Genomic DNA, 15,441 nt, shown 5'->3' with positions numbered 1-15,441 from the left:
AGAGACGCAAGCGGGGCGCATTTACCCCACCCCCGAAGAAGGCAGCTCAGATGCGCCGGTTCAATTCCACATACCAGAGGCGGCCGCGGGGGTCATGGGTGCGGCTGTCGTAACCGAGGAAACCGCGCACTGACGGCGGGTCCCTGTCGGTGAGATTGAGCACACCGGCACCCAGACTCCAGCCATCACGGGTCCAGCGATAGTGGGCATCCAGCGTGGTGTGGCTATCGATGTCACCGCCTTCCCCACTCTCGTCGCGGTAGGCATCCACGTGGTTCACTTGCAGACGCCCCTGGTGACCACCGCTCTGCCAGTCCAGCTGCAATTGCCCGCGCCAGCGCGGCAAGGCACGCACCCCAGGCAGTGTGGCATTGAGCTGGCCGACGGCGTCTCGCGTCAGCCCTCGGACATGATCCTCCACCCGATAGGCGCCCACCCAGTTGAAGCGGGCCGAGGGGCCCAGGGAGAAGCCGTCAAATTGATACCGCCGGCCCAGGTGCCCGTCCAACCCCCAGGTGCGGACCGAAGCACCGTTGACAAAGGCCGTGGTCACCCGCTCGATATGGCCCGTCAGCGGGTCCCGGCGCACACGCGCCATGGCCGAGGGGTCACCCGCCTGGGCGGCATCCACAATCAACTGCGCGGGCTCCTTGAAGATCAGGTCGTCGACGGTGTAATGCCACAGGTCAAGATCCAGGTACGCGGCCCCCTCCTCTCCCAGGCTGAGCCCCGCTGACCAGGCGTCGGCTACCGCCGCCTGCAGATCTCGGGAGCCCTCGGCGACGATATTCACGAAGACCGGCGTATTCAGGGTCTGCTGATCGCTGACCGCGGTACTCACTGACTGGCGGGCGACCCGCTGGAACAGCGTCGGGGCGGCGAAGGAGCGGCTCCAGGCACTGCGCAGGGCGAACGCGGGTCGCGGGTTCCAGAGCAGGGTGAGACCGGGCGAAAACACCCCCAGGCGGCCATCGTAGTCCTCGTGCCGGAGTGCCAGCTCCACGCTCAGGGCCGGACTGAAACGCTGGTGCCACTCCGCAAACAGGGCACTGACCCGCTGGCTGCCGCCGAAGTCCGGTCCTCCTCCCAGGGTCAGGAAGCGCCCTTCGTTGAAGGCCCGGCCAAAACTGTGCCTGAGACCCTCGCGACGAAACTGCAGGCCAAGCGCCACGGCATGTTGTCCCGCCGCCGTTGTGTACCAGTCGGTGGATGCCAGCAGCTCGGCGACGGTAAGACTGGAGCGACCGCGCATCCCCCACTCGGCGAGCAAACTCTCTACCAGTGCGGGATCATTGGCACTGCCGTACAAGGGGTTCCAGTACTGGTCGCCCCCGGGACCGCCGCGCCCGTCCAGGGCAGCCTCCAACTGTGGCCTGAGCGTGTCACGCCGTTCATAGTCGGCGGTGTTGCGACTGTGGGACAGGCTGGCACGCAGGGACAACAGGGGCATGTGCCGCTCGATTTCTGCCGAGACAAAGGCGTGCTGGTAATCGCTTTCCGTTAGCGAGGCCGGCGAGCCGACGCCGAGCACCCGGCCGTAGAAATAGGCCGCTTCACCCAGAGGATTGCCCGGATTGTGGGCCGGCACCTCGGGAATGTGTCGCGCAAAAGGAAAGGATGGAGAAGCTCGCACGCCGACTTCGGCGCGATTGTAGGCCAGGGTGACGCTGGCTCGCTGTGTCGCCGAGGGAACATGCTCCAGTCGGGTCCACCACTGCAGCCGCTGTTCCCGCGGGGTCAGGTCGAAGTAGCCGGAAATATCCAGCTGGCAAAAACCGGTCGCGGGGTCGATCCGGGAGTTACCCACTCCGCAGGCCGGATCCGCAAGCACTTGGTCGGCGCTGACAAAGGTTCCAGGAAATCCCAGACTACTGATCGCCGTTCCGCGGGCAAAGGCGCGGTCTTCGGTGGAGAGCGCCGTCCGATGCAGGAAGCTGGCCGCGCCCAGCCAGCGCAGCTCGCCACCTCCCCACCACTGACCGGCCAGCACGGAGGCCCGCGTGTCTGCCTGATCGGCGCTATCCGTGGACTGCTGCCGCAGGGCCAGTTCCAGCCCGCGAAACTGTTCCCGGGTCTGGAGATTGACCACACCCGCGACTGCGTCGCTACCATAGATTGCCGACACCCCCCCGTGCACCACATCGATAGCCTCCAGGGCAATAGCCGGCACCAGGTTGCCGACATCAACGAAGGTCTCTCCCTCGGTAGTGGCAACCGCCGCACGGGCGGGGCGCTTGCCGTCCACGAGCACCAGGGCCGCCCCCAGCCCCAGGTTGCGCAGATTGAACGTGGTCGCGCCGGCGGTCAGCGGCTGGTTGAGATTATGCACCTGGATCTGGTTGCCCGAGGTCGAGGGCAGCCGACCCAGCAGTTCCCCCAGCTCGGCGATACCGCTGAGTGCCATTTCATCCCGGTCCACGCGCACCCGCTGTAGCGGAAGATGTTTCTGGGAATCCCGCGGAATATGGCTGCCTGTCACCAGCACCTCTTCCTCCGGCGCGGGCGGCAGGGACGCCTCCTTCGCCGTGGCGACCGGCGCGGCCGACAAGACCACGGCACCGGAGGCGGCAACGCGGAATGCAAGCGGAAGCCCCTCGAGCAGGCGGGTGAGTGCCTCCTCAAGCCCCGCAAGCCCTTCCAGCGCTGGTGCCTGCAGGCCGCGTGTCAGCGCAGTCGCAAACAGGATCGGACGGCCGAATTCGGCGGACAGCGCCAGCAGTGATTCCGACAGCGGCTGGGGCGGGAGTTCCAGGGCCCGCGTGTCGGTCTCGCCCGCGGTAGCGCGCGCGGAGAGCACACAGAACAGGCAGAGCAAACACGCAACCCGTGCCAGCCAGCGCGACACCATCAGCGCGCGCGCAGCAGCACCCGTTCCGGGGTTCGGGTGACGCGGGCCGACAGCGAAAGCTCGATGGTCTCGAGCACTGCCGCGACATCCGCGAAATTATCGAAGGCCCCGGTCACCCGCATCCCCGCCAGGCGAGTGTCGGCAATCACCACCGGCACCGGGCTGTAACGGTTGAGGTCGGCGACGACATCGGCCAGGGGGCTGTCGCGGAACACTCGCCGCCCCTCGCGCCAAGTGGCCACCTCCCCGGTGGGCAGGTCTTCCAGCCGATAAAGCTCTGTCTGGCTGAGCCGCAGGCGCTGTCCCGCGGTCAGGGTCGCCCGATGGGAGCCGCGGGATACGGCGACCTCACCCCGCGCCACCGCCACGGTGATCTGGCCGCCGTTGCGATGGATACTGAAGGCGGTACCGAGAACCCGGACCGTGCCCACGCCGACATCAATCAGGAAGGGCCGTTCGACATCGCGAGCCACATCGAAAAAGGCTTCGCCATCCTGCAGCACCACCTGTCGCGTGTCTCCGCCGTAGGCCACGCTGATGCGCGAGCGCGCGCCCAGTTCAATGGCAGATCCGTCCTCCAGGGCGAGCGAGCGGAGCTCGGCGGTCTGCGTCGCATACTGCCACTGGCTCGGCGCCGGCGCCACGCCCGACAGACTGCGCCAGACCAGACCGCCCGCGAGCAACACCATCGCGAGGGAAGCGGCCATGGCAAAGGGCAGCCAGCGGGGGCGCTGCCGCGCTGGCTCGGATTCCAGCCACGCACTCTCGGGCAGCTGGTCGAGCTCACGCCACAGGCGGTGCACCTCGGCGAACTGGCGCCGGTGCTCCTCCGAGCGCGAGAGCCAGGCCTCCAGCGCACGTTCGTCCTCGGGGCCCGCCTGCCCCGAACTCATCCGCAACAGCCAGGCTCGGGCCTCCTCTCGCAACAGCGAGACTGGCGGGTCGGCGCGACTCATGACTTGCCCCCCAACTCCCGGTCCAGTTGCCGCAGGGCCTTCATCATGTGTTTTTCCACCATGCTGACACTGATGCCCAGGTGCTCGGCCACTTCCCGATAGGTCAGCTGGCGCACCTTGTGCAGGTAGAAAACCTGTCGACGCCGGGACGGCAGGCGCCGCACCGCGGCCTGCAGGGCCTGCAGGCGCTCCCGTGACAGCAGAGTCGTCTCTGGCCCGGGTGACTCCCACTCCGCCTCCGCCGCCAGGTAGACGATATTGTGGTGGCTGCCGCGGGCGCGCAGCTGGCGCAGGCGATCCACCGCCAGGTTGCGCGCCGATCGAAACAGGTAGGCCACGGGAGAGTCGGCATCCCGCAAGCGCTTGCCGGCGCCCTCATTGCTCAGCATGCGCAGGAAGGTTTCCTGTACCACATCATCGGCATCGTCACCGGTATCCAGGGTACCGCGGACATGGCGCTGCAGGGAGGCGCGATGCTTCAGGTAGAGATCTTCCAGGGGCGACTTGTTATCCATGGCGCGGAGATTAGCACAGTGTGGGTCAGCGGGAGCGCCACCCGGACGTTTGGCAGCCATCATCGCCTCACTCCAGCTCGGCTGCCTGGCGGTAGCCGCGCATGCCCTGAAGCACGAGCAGTATCGCCAGCGGACAGACCAGCAGCGGCAGCACCGCCAACGAGTAGCGCAGTGCCAGGTCGTCGCCAAAGACAAAGTCCGTCAGCATGGCCACCGCCGTCGGCCCAAAAGCCAGGCCGAACAGGTTGGTGACAAACAGCATCAACGCGGAGACCTGGGCGCGCATTCGATTCGGGGTGATGAACTGAACCGCGGCAACGCCCACGCCGTAGTGGGCATTCAGGAAGAACACAATCGGAGCCGCCATCCACACCGCCATGGTCGGTGAACCACTCAAGGGACCCAGCACCGCAGGGAGTATCCACAGCGCCGACACCGCCAGGATGATGCGCAGGGGCGCATCCTGGTAGCCACGGCGCATCAGGGGTTCCACCGACCAGCCACCCACCAGGGTGCCCACGCTTCCGGCGATCAGGAACATCAGACCAAACTGGCTGCCCGCTTCCCCCCGCGGCATGTCAAAGGTCCGGATCAGGAATTCCGGATACCAGGCCATGGTGCCGTAACCCAGGATCCCGAGCACCGCCACCGAACCGATAGGCGCGACATAGGCACGGAAGTGCCGACGCAGATGGGCGCCGATCTCGGCCAGACCATGGTGGACTTCCGGGGCACCAGATGCCGGCGCGCCGGAGGGCGGCACACCGCCCAGCGCGGTACCGCTGCGGCGCACCGGCTCGCTCAGAAGCCCGAGAAAGATCGCCAGAATGAAACCGGGAGCCCCCACCGCGATGAAGGTCATCTGCCAGGGGCGAACTTCCCCGAACAGCGGCAGGACCAGCTGCTCGGCGCCGGCAAACCACTCGTAAACGGTGCTGCCCACCACATAGGCGAGACCGCCACCAAGAGTAATCCCCAGGCTGTAGGTGGCCAACGCGCGGGCCAGCTTCTCCTTGGGGAACAGGTCGCCGAGCATGGAAAAGGCGGCCGGCGACAGGGTGGCTTCGCCGACCCCCACACCGATGCGTGCCAGAAAGAGAGTGAAGAAGCTGCGTGCCGTGCCACACAGACAAGTCATCATGCTCCAGGCCACCAGGCCCACGGTGACGATCCACTTGCGACTGTGGCGATCCGCCAGGCGCGCGATGGGCAGCCCCATGACGATGTAGAACATGGAGAAGGCGAAGCCGTGGAGCAGACTGTACTGGAAATCGCTGATGGCGAAATCACTGCGGATCGGGCCAATAAGTACCGCCATCACATTGCGATCGATAAAAGACAGGATATAGGCCAGCAGCAGCAACAGCAGTGCATAGTTGGCCCGCCAGGGTGCGGGGAATTCGGCTTGGGACACGTCGGTAATCTCGCAGCTTTTGACTTATGGACGTACGCAGGAGGATCTTACCTCACCCCTTTCCCAAGCTCGACGCCAGATTCTCTGCCGCGGGCCCAGCACAGGGAGCCGCAAGCCCCCCTGCGACCCGCTAGAGCAGCTGTCGACCCGGAATCGACTCCAGCAGCTGGCGGGTATAGGCCTCGGCGGGCTGCTCGAAAAGCTGCTCTGCAGGCCCCTGCTCCACGATGCGCCCCTTGTAGAGCACGATGATACGGTCGGCAATGTGTCGCACCACGGCGAGATCGTGGGAGACAAACAGCATGGTCAGGCCATACTCCTTCCCCAGGGCCAGCATCAGCTCGAGAATCTGCGCCTGAATGGTGACATCCAGGGCGGATACCGGCTCATCGGCGACCACAAACTCCGGGCGCGTGGCCAGAGCCCGGCCGATGGCAATGCGCTGGCGCTGGCCACCGGAGAACTCGTGGGGATACTTGCGGATAAAAGCGCGCGCCAGACCGACATCGTCCATCAGTTTGAGCACGCCCTGCTCCACGCTCTTGCGGGACTCGATGCCGTGCAGCAGCAGCGGCTCGGCCAGGGTGTCGAAGACCGTCATGCGCGGATTCAGGGACGCGTAGGGATCCTGGAAGATCATCTGCATGCGCCGGCGCATCTGCTTGAGCGCTTTGCCTTCCAGGGCAGTGACATCGACGCCGTCGAAGTTCACTTCACCGCTGGTTATCGGCACCAGGCGCAGCAGGGAACGTCCGATGGTGGACTTGCCGCTGCCGGACTCCCCCACCAGGCCCAGGATCTCGCCCCTGCGGATGGTGAAACTGACATCGTCCACCGCCTTCACGGGTTCGCGGTGCTTGCCCTGCCCGAACCAGGTGCACAGGTGATCGACCCGCACCAGGTCCTCGCCCACGGACTCCGCGGGCACTTTGCTACCCCCGGGAATCGCCGCCAGCAACTTGCGGGTGTAGGGGTGCTCCGCGTTCTCGAAGATCGCCCGGCGGTCACCCCGCTCCACCACGCGTCCCTTTTCCATCACCACGATGTGGTCGGCGATGTCCGCCACCACCGCCAGGTCGTGACTGATGAAGATCACCCCGACATCGTGGCGTTTCTGCAGATCCGCCAGCAGCCGCAGGATCTGCGCCTGGATAGTCACATCCAGGGCCGTGGTCGGCTCATCGGCGATCAGCAGCTTGGGCTCATTGATCAGCGCCATGGCGATCATGACGCGCTGCCGCATGCCGCCGGAGAACTGGTGGGGATACTGGTCAATGGTCGTCCCGGGATCGCGCAGGCCCACTTCCTCCAGCAAGGCAATAGCGCGCTCACGCGCCTCCTCGCGGGGCATGCGCCGGTGACACAGCAGGGGTTCCACCAACTGATCGCCAACGGTCATGTAGGGGTTGAGGCAGGTCATCGGGTCCTGGAAGACCATGGCGATATCCCGGCCGCGCACAGCGCGCAATTCCGCCACACTCATGCGCAGCAGGTCGCGCCCCTCGAACTCTGCCGTGCCCCCTTCAATACTGGCCGGGGGCATGGGCAGCAGGCCCAGCAGGCTGTAGCAGGCAACCGACTTCCCGGAACCCGACTCGCCGATGATGGCGGTAATCTCGCCCTTGTCGACACTGAAACTGACATCGTCTACCGCGTGGGTCACGCCGTTGCGGGTGGTGAAGTCGACCTTGAGACCGTTGACGGAGAGCAGGGCCATGGGCGATCAGTCCGTGGAGCCGCGCACGTCCAGCGCATCGCGCAGGCCGTCGCCGAGAAAATTGAGCGCAAAGAGCGTGAGGGTCAGGGCCGCGCCGGGGAAAATCAGCAGCCAGGGATACTCCTCCATGGTCTCAGCGCCGTAGGAAATCAGCAGGCCCCAGGAGGTCTGGGGCGGCTGCACGCCGAGCCCCAGGAAGCTGAGAAAGGCTTCCAGCAGCATCACGCTGGGGATGGTCAGGGTGGTGTAGACGATGATCGGGCCGAGGGCATTGGGCACCAGGTGGCGCCAGATGATTGTCGCCGGGGACAGGCCGAGGGAAACCGCCGCCTCGACAAACTCCTGCTGTCGCAGGGTCTGCACCTGCCCGCGCATGATGCGCGCCATGGTCAACCACTCCACCGCGCCAATAGCCAGGAAGAGCAGCAGGAGGTTGCGCCCGAACACCACCATCAACAAGACAATGAAAATCATGAAGGGCAGCGCGTAGAGAATATCCACCAGGCGCATCATGACCGCGTCCACACGGCCGCCGACATAGCCTGCCACAGCCCCCCAGGTCACGCCGATCAGCAGCGCCACCGCGGTGGCGACAAAACCCACCGCCAGGGAAATGCGCCCGCCATAGAGGATCTGGGTAAGCAGATCGCGACCAAAAATGTCGGTACCCAGCCAGTGCGCCGCCGAGGGCGGCGTCGCCCCCAGGTCCAGGTTCTGGTCATCGTAGGCGTAGGGCGCGATCCAGGGCGTCAACAGGGCCAGGATCACGAAACTGACCAGCACCACCAGGCCGAAGACCGCCAGGCGGTTGCGACGCAGGCGAATCCAGGCATCCTTCCACAGGGAGGTGCCCTGCTCCACCGCGCCGGCCTCGAGAATCGGCTCGTTCATCTCAGACCTCCCCGAACTGGCTGCGCAGACGCGGGTTCAGCCAGGCCGCCAGCACGTCGGAGGCCAGGTTGAACAACACGATCAGGGTGGACAGGAAAACCGTGGTGCCGAGAATCATGGTGTAGTCGCGGTTGAAAGCGGCCTGGACATAAAAGCGCCCCAGGCCGGGAATCTGGAAGATGGTTTCCACCACGAAAGAGCCCGCCAGCAGCCCGGCAAAGGCCGGCCCCAGGAAGGCCACCACCGGCATCAGGCCCCCGCGCAGGACGTGGCGGGTAATCACCTGCCACTCCGGGAGCCCCTTGGCCCGGGCGGTGCGAATATAATCCTGGGACAGTACCTCGAGCATCCCGGCCCGGCTCAGGCGCGCCACATACGCGGCGTAGGCCGCACCCAGGGTCAGGCTGGGCAGCAACTTGTCGCCGGGCATATCTCCCCAGCCGGAAACCGGCAGCCACTCCAGGTGAATGCCGAAGACCAGCACCAGCAGGGGCCCTAACAGAAAGGTCGGCATGCAGATACCGATCATGGCCAGGGACATGGGGATGTAGTCCTGGGCCGTATTCGGCTTCAGCGAGGCGATCACGCCGGCCACACCGCCGATGCAGATCGCCACCAGCAGGGCGTAGAGCCCCAGCTCCGCGGTCGCCGGCAGGCCCGCGGCAATCAGCTCATTGACACTGCGTCCAGGATACTTGAAGGAGGGCCCCAGCTCGCCCTGGGCCAGGTCCCCAAGGTAGGCGACATACTGCTGGAACAGCGGCTGGTCGAGCCGGTACTGGGCCTCCAAGGCCGCCTTCACCTCGGGTATGACGGCCTTTTCACTGTCGAAAGGCCCGCCCGGTGCGACGCGCACCAGGAAGAAGGTCACCGTGATCACCGCGAGAATGACCGGGACGGCCTGCAACAGGCGACTGGCCACGAACTTCCACATGCTCAGGGTACCTCGAACTCGTGCACGTCCACCGGCTCCAGGCGGATGGTTTTGAAGTTGACGAAGTCCATCAGGTTGGGGGGCAGCCCCTTCACACTGGGGTGCTTCAAGTGCTTGCTGGCGTAGGTGTAGACCGGAATGATCGGCATCTCTTCCATCAGCCGGGTTTCCGCCGCATGAAAGATGCGGAAACGCTCCTCTCGCGTTTTTGCCTGGGGCGCCCGCTCCAGGATCATCTCGTCGTAGACCGGGTCGGAGAAGCCGGTATTGTTGTTGCCGCCATCGGAGAGATAGAGGTCGAGGAAGTTGTTCGGGTCGACATAGTCGCCAATCCAGCCCCGGCGGGCCATGTCAAAGTTCATTTCCGATACCGAGTCCAGGTAGACCTTCCACTCCTGATTGGAGAGGGTCACCTCGATACCCAGCACATCCTTCCACATCTGCTGCAGGGCCACGGCCACCTTGCGATGACTCTCGCTGGTGTTGTAGATCAGCTCCAGTCCGGGCCAATCCTCCCCACCCGGGTAGCCGGCCTCCGCCAGCAGCGCCCGGGCCCGCTCCGGCTCGTAGCCAAACAGTTTCGGCGGCTGGTAGCCGAGGGTACCGGGCGGTGTGATGGACCAGGCCGGCGTCACCAGGTCGTGCATCACGCTGCGCGCCAGCTTGGCCCGGTCCACCGCTAGGGAGAGGGCCTTGCGCACCCGCACATCGTCCAGCGGTGGGCGCTCGGTGTTGAGCAGGTAGAAATAGGTCCCCAGGTAAGGTGCCTCAACGAAGGGGCTGTCGGGCATGGCCCGGTAGGCGGGGATCTTGTCCAGCGGCACGTCGTTGGTGTAGTGCAGCTGGTTGACCCGGAACATGCGCTCCTCGCTGACCAGGTTCTCGGTGGGGTAGAACACCACCCCGTTAAGCTGGACCGCCTCGGCATCCCAATAGTGGGGGTTCTTCTCCACCACAATGCGGCGGTTGAGTTTCCACTCGGTGAGGCGGAAGGGCCCGTTGGTGATGATGTTGCCCGGGCGGGTCCAGCGGGTGAAGCGATCGGTGGCCTCGCCGAACTGTTCGATCACCTGCCGCGGCACCGCAAAGGTGCTGTAGTGGTCAAGCAGCTGCAGGAAATAAGGCGTCGGCTCGACAAGGGTGACCTCCAGGGTGTGGTCATCCAGGGCCCTGACCCCGAGCTGCTCCGGGTCCTGCAGTTTGCCAGTGGCATAGGCCTCGGCGTTCTTCACCGGGTAGAGCATGTAGGCGTAGAGGTTGCCCATGGCCGGGTCCAGGGCCCGCCGCCAGGACCAGACGAAATCGTGGGCCGTCACCGGGTCGCCGTTGGACCAGCGGCCCTCCGGCTGTAGCTTGAAGGTGATGACCCGGCGGTCCTCGCTGAAGGTCCAGCTGGCCGCGGCTCCGGGTTCTGGCTCCAGGGTCCAGGGGTTCTTGCGGGTGAGCCCTTCGTAGAGGGCATCGATGAGCTTGCTCTCGGGCACGCCGGTGACGACGTGCGGATCAAGCCCCTGGGGCTCCGAGCCGTTGCCGAAGTGCAGAATGCCCTCGCGGTTGCCCTGGCTGACATTGGATTCCCCGGCGGAACAACCGACGAGGAGGAGCAGGATGAGGGGTGTCAGAAGCTTGCAAATGAAAGACCGCATGGGATCCCACGATAGCCTGTAAACGATCCCGATACCAGCGTTTCAACCTACCCCTTGGGGGAGGTTGCCGGTAGCATGAAACCCGCTGCCAACCGGGAGAAAACATCCATGACCAGACGGCTGTCCATCTTTACCGGCGCCGGCATTTCCGCGGAATCCGGCGTACCCACCTTCCGCAGCGGCCCGGATGCCCTGTGGGAGAACCACCGCGTGGAGGACGTGTGCCACATCGACACCTTCGAGCGAAACTACGAACTCGTGCACCGCTTCTACAATGCGCGGCGGACAGCCCTTGCCGGGGTCGAACCCAATCTCGCCCACCGGGCCATCGCCGACCTGCAGCGCACCTTCCCCGGTCGCGTGCGACTGATGACCACCAATGTCGACGACCTCCATGAAAGAGCCGGCAGCAACGAGGTGCGCCACATCCACGGCACTCTGCTGGAAATGCTCGATCTGGACAGTGGCCAGACCCAGCCCCTGGCTTACGAAGCATTCGATTACGCCGGAACCCCGGGTCGCTACAAACCGAATGTGGTCTTCTTCGGTGAAGCGGCCCCGGTCTACGCCGAGCTGTTCGAGCGGATGGACAGCCTGGATGGCGACGATATGGTACTGGTGGTGGGCAGCAGCGAGCTGGTGCTGCCCTTCTGCCAGCTGGCCTGGCGGGGCAGCCTGGGTCGCGCGCGCATCCTCTATGTCGACCCCTGCGCGGAGAGCCCCTACGGGGAGCTTCGACCCCAGCCCTACCACCGTCACTACCGCCTGCCGGCGACCGAAGCCCTGGCGGAGAACGGCGAGCTGTTCGCTGAAATCCGGGCCTGGCTGGCAGACGGCGCCTGATGCGACTGTGGATGCCCAGGAATGCCCCGCGAGCGGCAGCGGAATCCCGGGCAGCCGCGAGGCATCAGGCACTTGCCCAAAGACCTTCGGCTCTTGCTATAATGCGCGCCCCTGCCGGTGTAGCTCAGTTGGTAGAGCAGCGCATTCGTAATGCGAAGGTCGTAGGTTCGACTCCTATCTCCGGCACCACTCTCCCCTAGTTGTGAACACCGCCATCCACCTTGACCACTTCACCGGTCATGTGGGCACCGTCGTCCGAGGCCAGCATGGCGATCACCGCCGCGACACTCTCCGGCGCGCCAAACACACCATCGGGGCGCGACAGGTGGCCGAACAGGCTCATGTCGAACTCCCCCATGCGCTCCCCCTGCGCGGCCACCATCGGGGTCAGGATGCCACCCGGGGCGACTGCGTTGACGCGAACGCCCTGGCGCAGGTACTCCCAGGCGAGCGTGCGGGTCAGGGCAAACACGCCACCCTTGCTGGCCGCGTAAGCGGCCATGTAGGGGTGGCCGAACTGGGCGGAGGTCGAGGCCGCATTGACGATGCAACCGCGAGTTTCCAGCAGGGCCGGCAGCGCTTCGCGACAGCACAGGAAGGTACCAATCAGGTTCACGTTCAGAACTGACTGAAAGAGATCCAGAGAGGTGGATGTTGTCGGTTCCGAGCGCAGAATCCCGGCCATGTTCACCAGCGCATCCAGGCGCCCTTCTTTCTCGAGCACACCCGCCACCAGCGCCTTGACGGCCGACTCGTCGGCCACCGAACAGACCACGGTGCGCAGCAGCGGAGAGGCAGCCCGGTTGTCGCCTTCACACGCCGCTCTGGCCCGGTCGGCAGTCTGCGCCAGTCCCTCGGCACTGGTATCCACGCCCACCACACGGGCGCCCTCCGCCAACAGGCGCAGAACAGTGGCTTGACCAATACCGGAGGCGGCACCCGTGACGATGGCGACCTTGTCGCTGAAACGTTGCAATGCTGTCATTCAGAAAAACCCGTTGGCGGAGGAATTCACGTCGATTGGCAGCTTGCACCGGCACAGCCGGGCAAACGCACGCAGACTAACAACTGTTAGTCTAAATCAAGTGGCCGCTACAGTGCCAGCGAAACCTCGCTTTGGGCGGTGGCTGGCAGCGCGCCGCTGCTATTCACTCCGCCGATGCGCCGTCCACTGCGCTCCGTCCCACCAGCGCAACATGCCGGGCTGCTCGCTGTCGGGGTACCAGCCCTCGGGCGGCGCGGTGGGGGGCGGCGCGTCCCGGCGGCTGGCGGCATCCGGTGCCGGCATGGCACTGTCATCCGCACCAGGCGCCGCCGTCGGCTTGGCAGACCCGGCGCCAACCCCTGCGGCGGCGCCCTCCAGCAGGCTCGCCAGACCCTGGCTGCGGCCCTTCTGCCCCGCAGCGGTCTGCTCGACATCCACCCCGCCCTCTCGGGCCCGTTGCGCCAGGGACATGAGATCGGCGAAAAAGCCCTGGCTGCTGCCGGCCTCCTCGCGGTCCTTGCGCCCCTGCAGGAACAGCCACACGCCGAGGACAATCAGCGCAATGCTGACCAACAGACTGAACAGGGACAAGACCAGCACCAGCAGGCCAGTACCCTGGAATATCAGGTGGAAATTGCCGTCCAGGCCGTCGGTGCGGTAAGCGTTCGCCGGTTGGCTGGCGGAATAGACAATATCCACCGGCTTACCGATGGTCGGGCGGCCACTCGAGCGCACCCCGGAGGTAAAGGTGTAGTCCTCGCCATTCACGGTGTACTGGTATACCGCGCTGTACATGGTCTGCCCATCGCTGTCGCGACCGCTCTCAACGTCCACGATACTGCCCTGGACTTCCACCGGGTCCGCGAGTTCATCGGGGGACATCAGCCCCCCGAAACCCATGAATACCGCCCCGAATATAACCCCGAAGAGACCACCGAGCAGACCGCCTTTCTTTTTCTTGCCGCTACTGGCCACGCCGCGGAGGGTGCCAAATAAGCCTTCCGCGACCAGTACGGCTCCCGCAGTCATCTTGGCGGCACCCCGGGCCGCGGGATCCTCCGACCAGTTGGTGGAAACCGTGTTGAAAAAATGCTTGATGCGCGCCAGCATGCCCGCCCCCCTTGGCTGTTGTTATCTTATGCAGCTTAACTCAGGAAGCCGATGATGCCAGTGTCTCCAGGGGGTTGAAAAGCGAGTCGTCCGCGGCGCGCAGGAAATGGCCGTCGTGGTAGCGGCACTGGGCCACCAGCAGGCGCTTGCCATCCACCCGATAGACCAGGCGGTGCTTGCGGTCGATGCGCCGGGACCAGTAGCCTGACCAGCCCGCCAACAGCGGCAGGGGTGCGCCCAGCCCGGTCTCCGGATGTCGCCGGATATCCGCCAGCAAGGCATTGATGCGGGCGTGGATCTGGGGTGCCTGGCGGGACCAGTACTGGTAATCCTCCCAGGCAGCGGGCGACCAATGGAGGGTCACAGCTCGAACAGGTCGCCCTGGACCTCCTCCCCGGCGGCAATCGCCTCGACCGCCCGGTTCAGGCTCGCCGTGTTGGCCGGGCTCTGCGTCAAGTGGGCCATCTCTTCCCAGGCCTGGTAGTCATCCAGACTGACCAGTACCGCGGGGCGGCCGGTCTGGCGGGTGATCAGCACCGGCTTGCGGTCATCATTGACCCGGTCCAACACCGAGGCGAGATGGCGCCGAAAGGCGGAATAACTCATGGCATCCATGGCGGGACCCTGCACAAATGAACAGATTCTTGTACCTTCTAACAAAGGCTCGCCGCACCGGCAAGTGCGAGCGACAGAGCTTAATGAGAGTTCACTTAAAAATAAATGTATATGCTAATGTTTTATAGGAATTTATTACTGGTCTCGCAAGATCTCTGGCAGCTATGCGTACAGGTACGCCTAATTGCACAAGCTCACAAGTGACCCATGTACCAGGAGGACGCCATGCACAGTTCCGACCTGCCCTTTTCCCAGGCCTGCGAGAACAACCAAGCGCCCATTCTGGTGGTGCTCAGGGACTGGCTTGCCCACAGCAAACGGGTACTGGAGATCGGCACCGGCACCGGTCAGCACGCAGTGCATTTTGCCACCGGGCTACCCCACCTGCACTGGCTGCCGAGCGATCACCTGGAGACACTCTGGCAAAGCCGCGAGCGCCTGGCGAGGGACGCGCCCGCCAATCTGCAGCAGCCCGCACTGGCCCTGGATGTGGCACAGCGGCCATGGCCGGACCTTCAGGTGGATGCCGTGTTCTCCGCCAATACCGCGCACATCATGAGCTGGTCGGAGGTTGAGGCCATGTTCCGGGGTGTCGGCGATCTACTCCCTGCCGGGGGCTGCTTCTGCCTCTACGGGCCCTTCAATCAAGATGGCCGCTACACCAGCGAGAGCAACAAGCGCTTTGACAGCTGGTTGAGAGAGCGATCGCCCAACCAGGGTATTCGCGATCTTGAGGCCCTCAAGAGCCTCGCCGCAGGTTCCGGGCTCAGCCTGGAAATGCAGCAGCCCATGCCGGCCAACAACCAGCTGCTGCTGTGGCGGCGCGTATCGCACTGAGGTCGCTTTCGGCTATGCTGTGCCGGCGGACGACCGCCTACCGACGAGACAAGGAGAACATCAAATGATCGTGTATGGACTCCTCCTCTATTGCAAGCACTTTTTTGATCACGAGAAGGTACGACTGCCT

At 64.9% G+C, this 15,441-nt stretch carries 14 protein-coding genes and 1 tRNA gene; 3 read left to right on the top strand and 12 right to left on the bottom strand.

The genetic code is table 11. From position 1 onward, the window contains the following. Positions 1-46: 46 nt before the first annotated feature. The 8 genes from ACYVGS_RS06730 to ACYVGS_RS06695 form a co-directional block, all read right to left on the bottom strand. Positions 47-2,848 (bottom strand): TonB-dependent receptor, encoded by a 2,802-nt coding sequence (locus tag ACYVGS_RS06730; protein ID WP_460587903.1) that lies wholly within the window; start codon positions 2,846-2,848, stop codon positions 47-49. Beyond that, positions 2,848-3,804: a FecR family protein gene (locus ACYVGS_RS06725; RefSeq protein WP_460587902.1), complete on the bottom strand. Its 957-nt coding sequence runs from the start codon at positions 3,802-3,804 to the stop codon at positions 2,848-2,850. Before ACYVGS_RS06725 ends, ACYVGS_RS06730 begins: the two co-directional genes overlap by 1 nt. Then, complete coding sequence (locus tag ACYVGS_RS06720; RefSeq protein ID WP_460587901.1) at positions 3,801-4,382, bottom strand: RNA polymerase sigma factor; 582 nt, start codon at positions 4,380-4,382, stop codon at positions 3,801-3,803. Before ACYVGS_RS06720 ends, ACYVGS_RS06725 begins: the two co-directional genes overlap by 4 nt. Positions 4,383-4,386: 4 nt before the next feature. Next, positions 4,387-5,733: a spinster family MFS transporter gene (locus ACYVGS_RS06715; protein WP_460587900.1), complete on the bottom strand. Its 1,347-nt coding sequence runs from the start codon at positions 5,731-5,733 to the stop codon at positions 4,387-4,389. Between the two features lie 130 nt (positions 5,734-5,863). Further along, positions 5,864-7,450, bottom strand: a complete 1,587-nt coding sequence (locus ACYVGS_RS06710) for an ABC transporter ATP-binding protein (RefSeq protein WP_460587899.1) — start codon at positions 7,448-7,450, stop codon at positions 5,864-5,866. A gap of 6 nt (positions 7,451-7,456) precedes the next feature. Beyond that, on the bottom strand, positions 7,457-8,341 hold the full coding sequence (locus ACYVGS_RS06705) for an ABC transporter permease (RefSeq protein WP_460587898.1): 885 nt from the start codon (positions 8,339-8,341) through the stop codon (positions 7,457-7,459). 1 nt (position 8,342) lies between these two features. Further along, positions 8,343-9,275, bottom strand: a complete 933-nt coding sequence (locus ACYVGS_RS06700; RefSeq protein WP_460587897.1) for an ABC transporter permease — start codon at positions 9,273-9,275, stop codon at positions 8,343-8,345. A 2-nt stretch (positions 9,276-9,277) separates the two neighbouring features. Next, positions 9,278-10,921 (bottom strand): peptide ABC transporter substrate-binding protein, encoded by a 1,644-nt coding sequence (locus tag ACYVGS_RS06695; protein WP_460587896.1) that lies wholly within the window; start codon positions 10,919-10,921, stop codon positions 9,278-9,280. Between the two features lie 108 nt (positions 10,922-11,029). Here ACYVGS_RS06695 and ACYVGS_RS06690 point away from each other — a divergent pair, with 108 nt between their 5' ends. Continuing rightward, the gene (locus ACYVGS_RS06690) at positions 11,030-11,764 is read left to right on the top strand and encodes an SIR2 family NAD-dependent protein deacylase (protein WP_460587895.1); all 735 of its coding nucleotides are present in this window, start codon (positions 11,030-11,032) and stop codon (positions 11,762-11,764) included. Positions 11,765-11,877: 113 nt separating this feature from the next. Next, positions 11,878-11,953: transfer RNA gene (locus ACYVGS_RS06685), tRNA-Thr, on the top strand. Between the two features lie 7 nt (positions 11,954-11,960). Here ACYVGS_RS06685 and ACYVGS_RS06680 read toward each other — a convergent pair. The 4 genes from ACYVGS_RS06680 to ACYVGS_RS06665 form a co-directional block, all read right to left on the bottom strand. After that, on the bottom strand, positions 11,961-12,749 hold the full coding sequence (locus tag ACYVGS_RS06680; RefSeq protein ID WP_460587894.1) for an SDR family NAD(P)-dependent oxidoreductase: 789 nt from the start codon (positions 12,747-12,749) through the stop codon (positions 11,961-11,963). A 159-nt stretch (positions 12,750-12,908) separates the two neighbouring features. After that, positions 12,909-13,859, bottom strand: coding sequence for a DUF2510 domain-containing protein (locus tag ACYVGS_RS06675; RefSeq protein ID WP_460587893.1), 951 nt, complete (start codon positions 13,857-13,859; stop codon positions 12,909-12,911). A gap of 40 nt (positions 13,860-13,899) precedes the next feature. After that, positions 13,900-14,223 carry a type II toxin-antitoxin system YoeB family toxin gene (locus ACYVGS_RS06670; RefSeq protein WP_460587892.1) on the bottom strand — a complete coding sequence of 108 codons (324 nt, stop codon included), beginning with the start codon at positions 14,221-14,223 and terminating at the stop codon, positions 13,900-13,902. Further along, positions 14,220-14,474, bottom strand: coding sequence for a type II toxin-antitoxin system Phd/YefM family antitoxin (locus ACYVGS_RS06665; protein ID WP_460587891.1), 255 nt, complete (start codon positions 14,472-14,474; stop codon positions 14,220-14,222). The genes ACYVGS_RS06670 and ACYVGS_RS06665 overlap by 4 nt, the downstream gene beginning before the upstream one ends. 225 nt (positions 14,475-14,699) lie before the next feature. Here ACYVGS_RS06665 and ACYVGS_RS06660 point away from each other — a divergent pair, with 225 nt between their 5' ends. Then, the gene (locus tag ACYVGS_RS06660) at positions 14,700-15,311 is read left to right on the top strand and encodes a class I SAM-dependent methyltransferase (RefSeq protein ID WP_460587890.1); all 612 of its coding nucleotides are present in this window, start codon (positions 14,700-14,702) and stop codon (positions 15,309-15,311) included. Positions 15,312-15,441 lie beyond the last annotated feature (130 nt).

It is taken from the genome of Haliea atlantica (genome assembly GCF_054779855.1).
This window is presented reverse-complemented; position numbering and strand designations above follow the sequence as displayed.

Bases quoted from the DNA above. Each gene is read 5' to 3' on its own strand.
- ACYVGS_RS06730 (WP_460587903.1), bottom strand. From the start codon at position 2,848: ATGGTGTCGCGCTGGCTGGCACGGGTTGCGTGTTTGCTCTGCCTGTTC.
- ACYVGS_RS06695 (WP_460587896.1), bottom strand. From the start codon at position 10,921: ATGCGGTCTTTCATTTGCAAGCTTCTGACACCCCTCATCCTGCTCCTC.
- ACYVGS_RS06710 (WP_460587899.1), bottom strand. From the start codon at position 7,450: ATGGCCCTGCTCTCCGTCAACGGTCTCAAGGTCGACTTCACCACCCGC.
- ACYVGS_RS06680 (WP_460587894.1), bottom strand. From the start codon at position 12,749: ATGACAGCATTGCAACGTTTCAGCGACAAGGTCGCCATCGTCACGGGT.
- ACYVGS_RS06690 (WP_460587895.1), top strand. From the start codon at position 11,030: ATGACCAGACGGCTGTCCATCTTTACCGGCGCCGGCATTTCCGCGGAA.
- ACYVGS_RS06665 (WP_460587891.1), bottom strand. From the start codon at position 14,474: ATGGATGCCATGAGTTATTCCGCCTTTCGGCGCCATCTCGCCTCGGTG.
- ACYVGS_RS06720 (WP_460587901.1), bottom strand. From the start codon at position 4,382: ATGATGGCTGCCAAACGTCCGGGTGGCGCTCCCGCTGACCCACACTGT.
- ACYVGS_RS06700 (WP_460587897.1), bottom strand. From the start codon at position 9,275: ATGTGGAAGTTCGTGGCCAGTCGCCTGTTGCAGGCCGTCCCGGTCATT.
- ACYVGS_RS06705 (WP_460587898.1), bottom strand. From the start codon at position 8,341: ATGAACGAGCCGATTCTCGAGGCCGGCGCGGTGGAGCAGGGCACCTCC.
- ACYVGS_RS06660 (WP_460587890.1), top strand. From the start codon at position 14,700: ATGCACAGTTCCGACCTGCCCTTTTCCCAGGCCTGCGAGAACAACCAA.
- ACYVGS_RS06675 (WP_460587893.1), bottom strand. From the start codon at position 13,859: ATGCTGGCGCGCATCAAGCATTTTTTCAACACGGTTTCCACCAACTGG.
- ACYVGS_RS06725 (WP_460587902.1), bottom strand. From the start codon at position 3,804: ATGAGTCGCGCCGACCCGCCAGTCTCGCTGTTGCGAGAGGAGGCCCGA.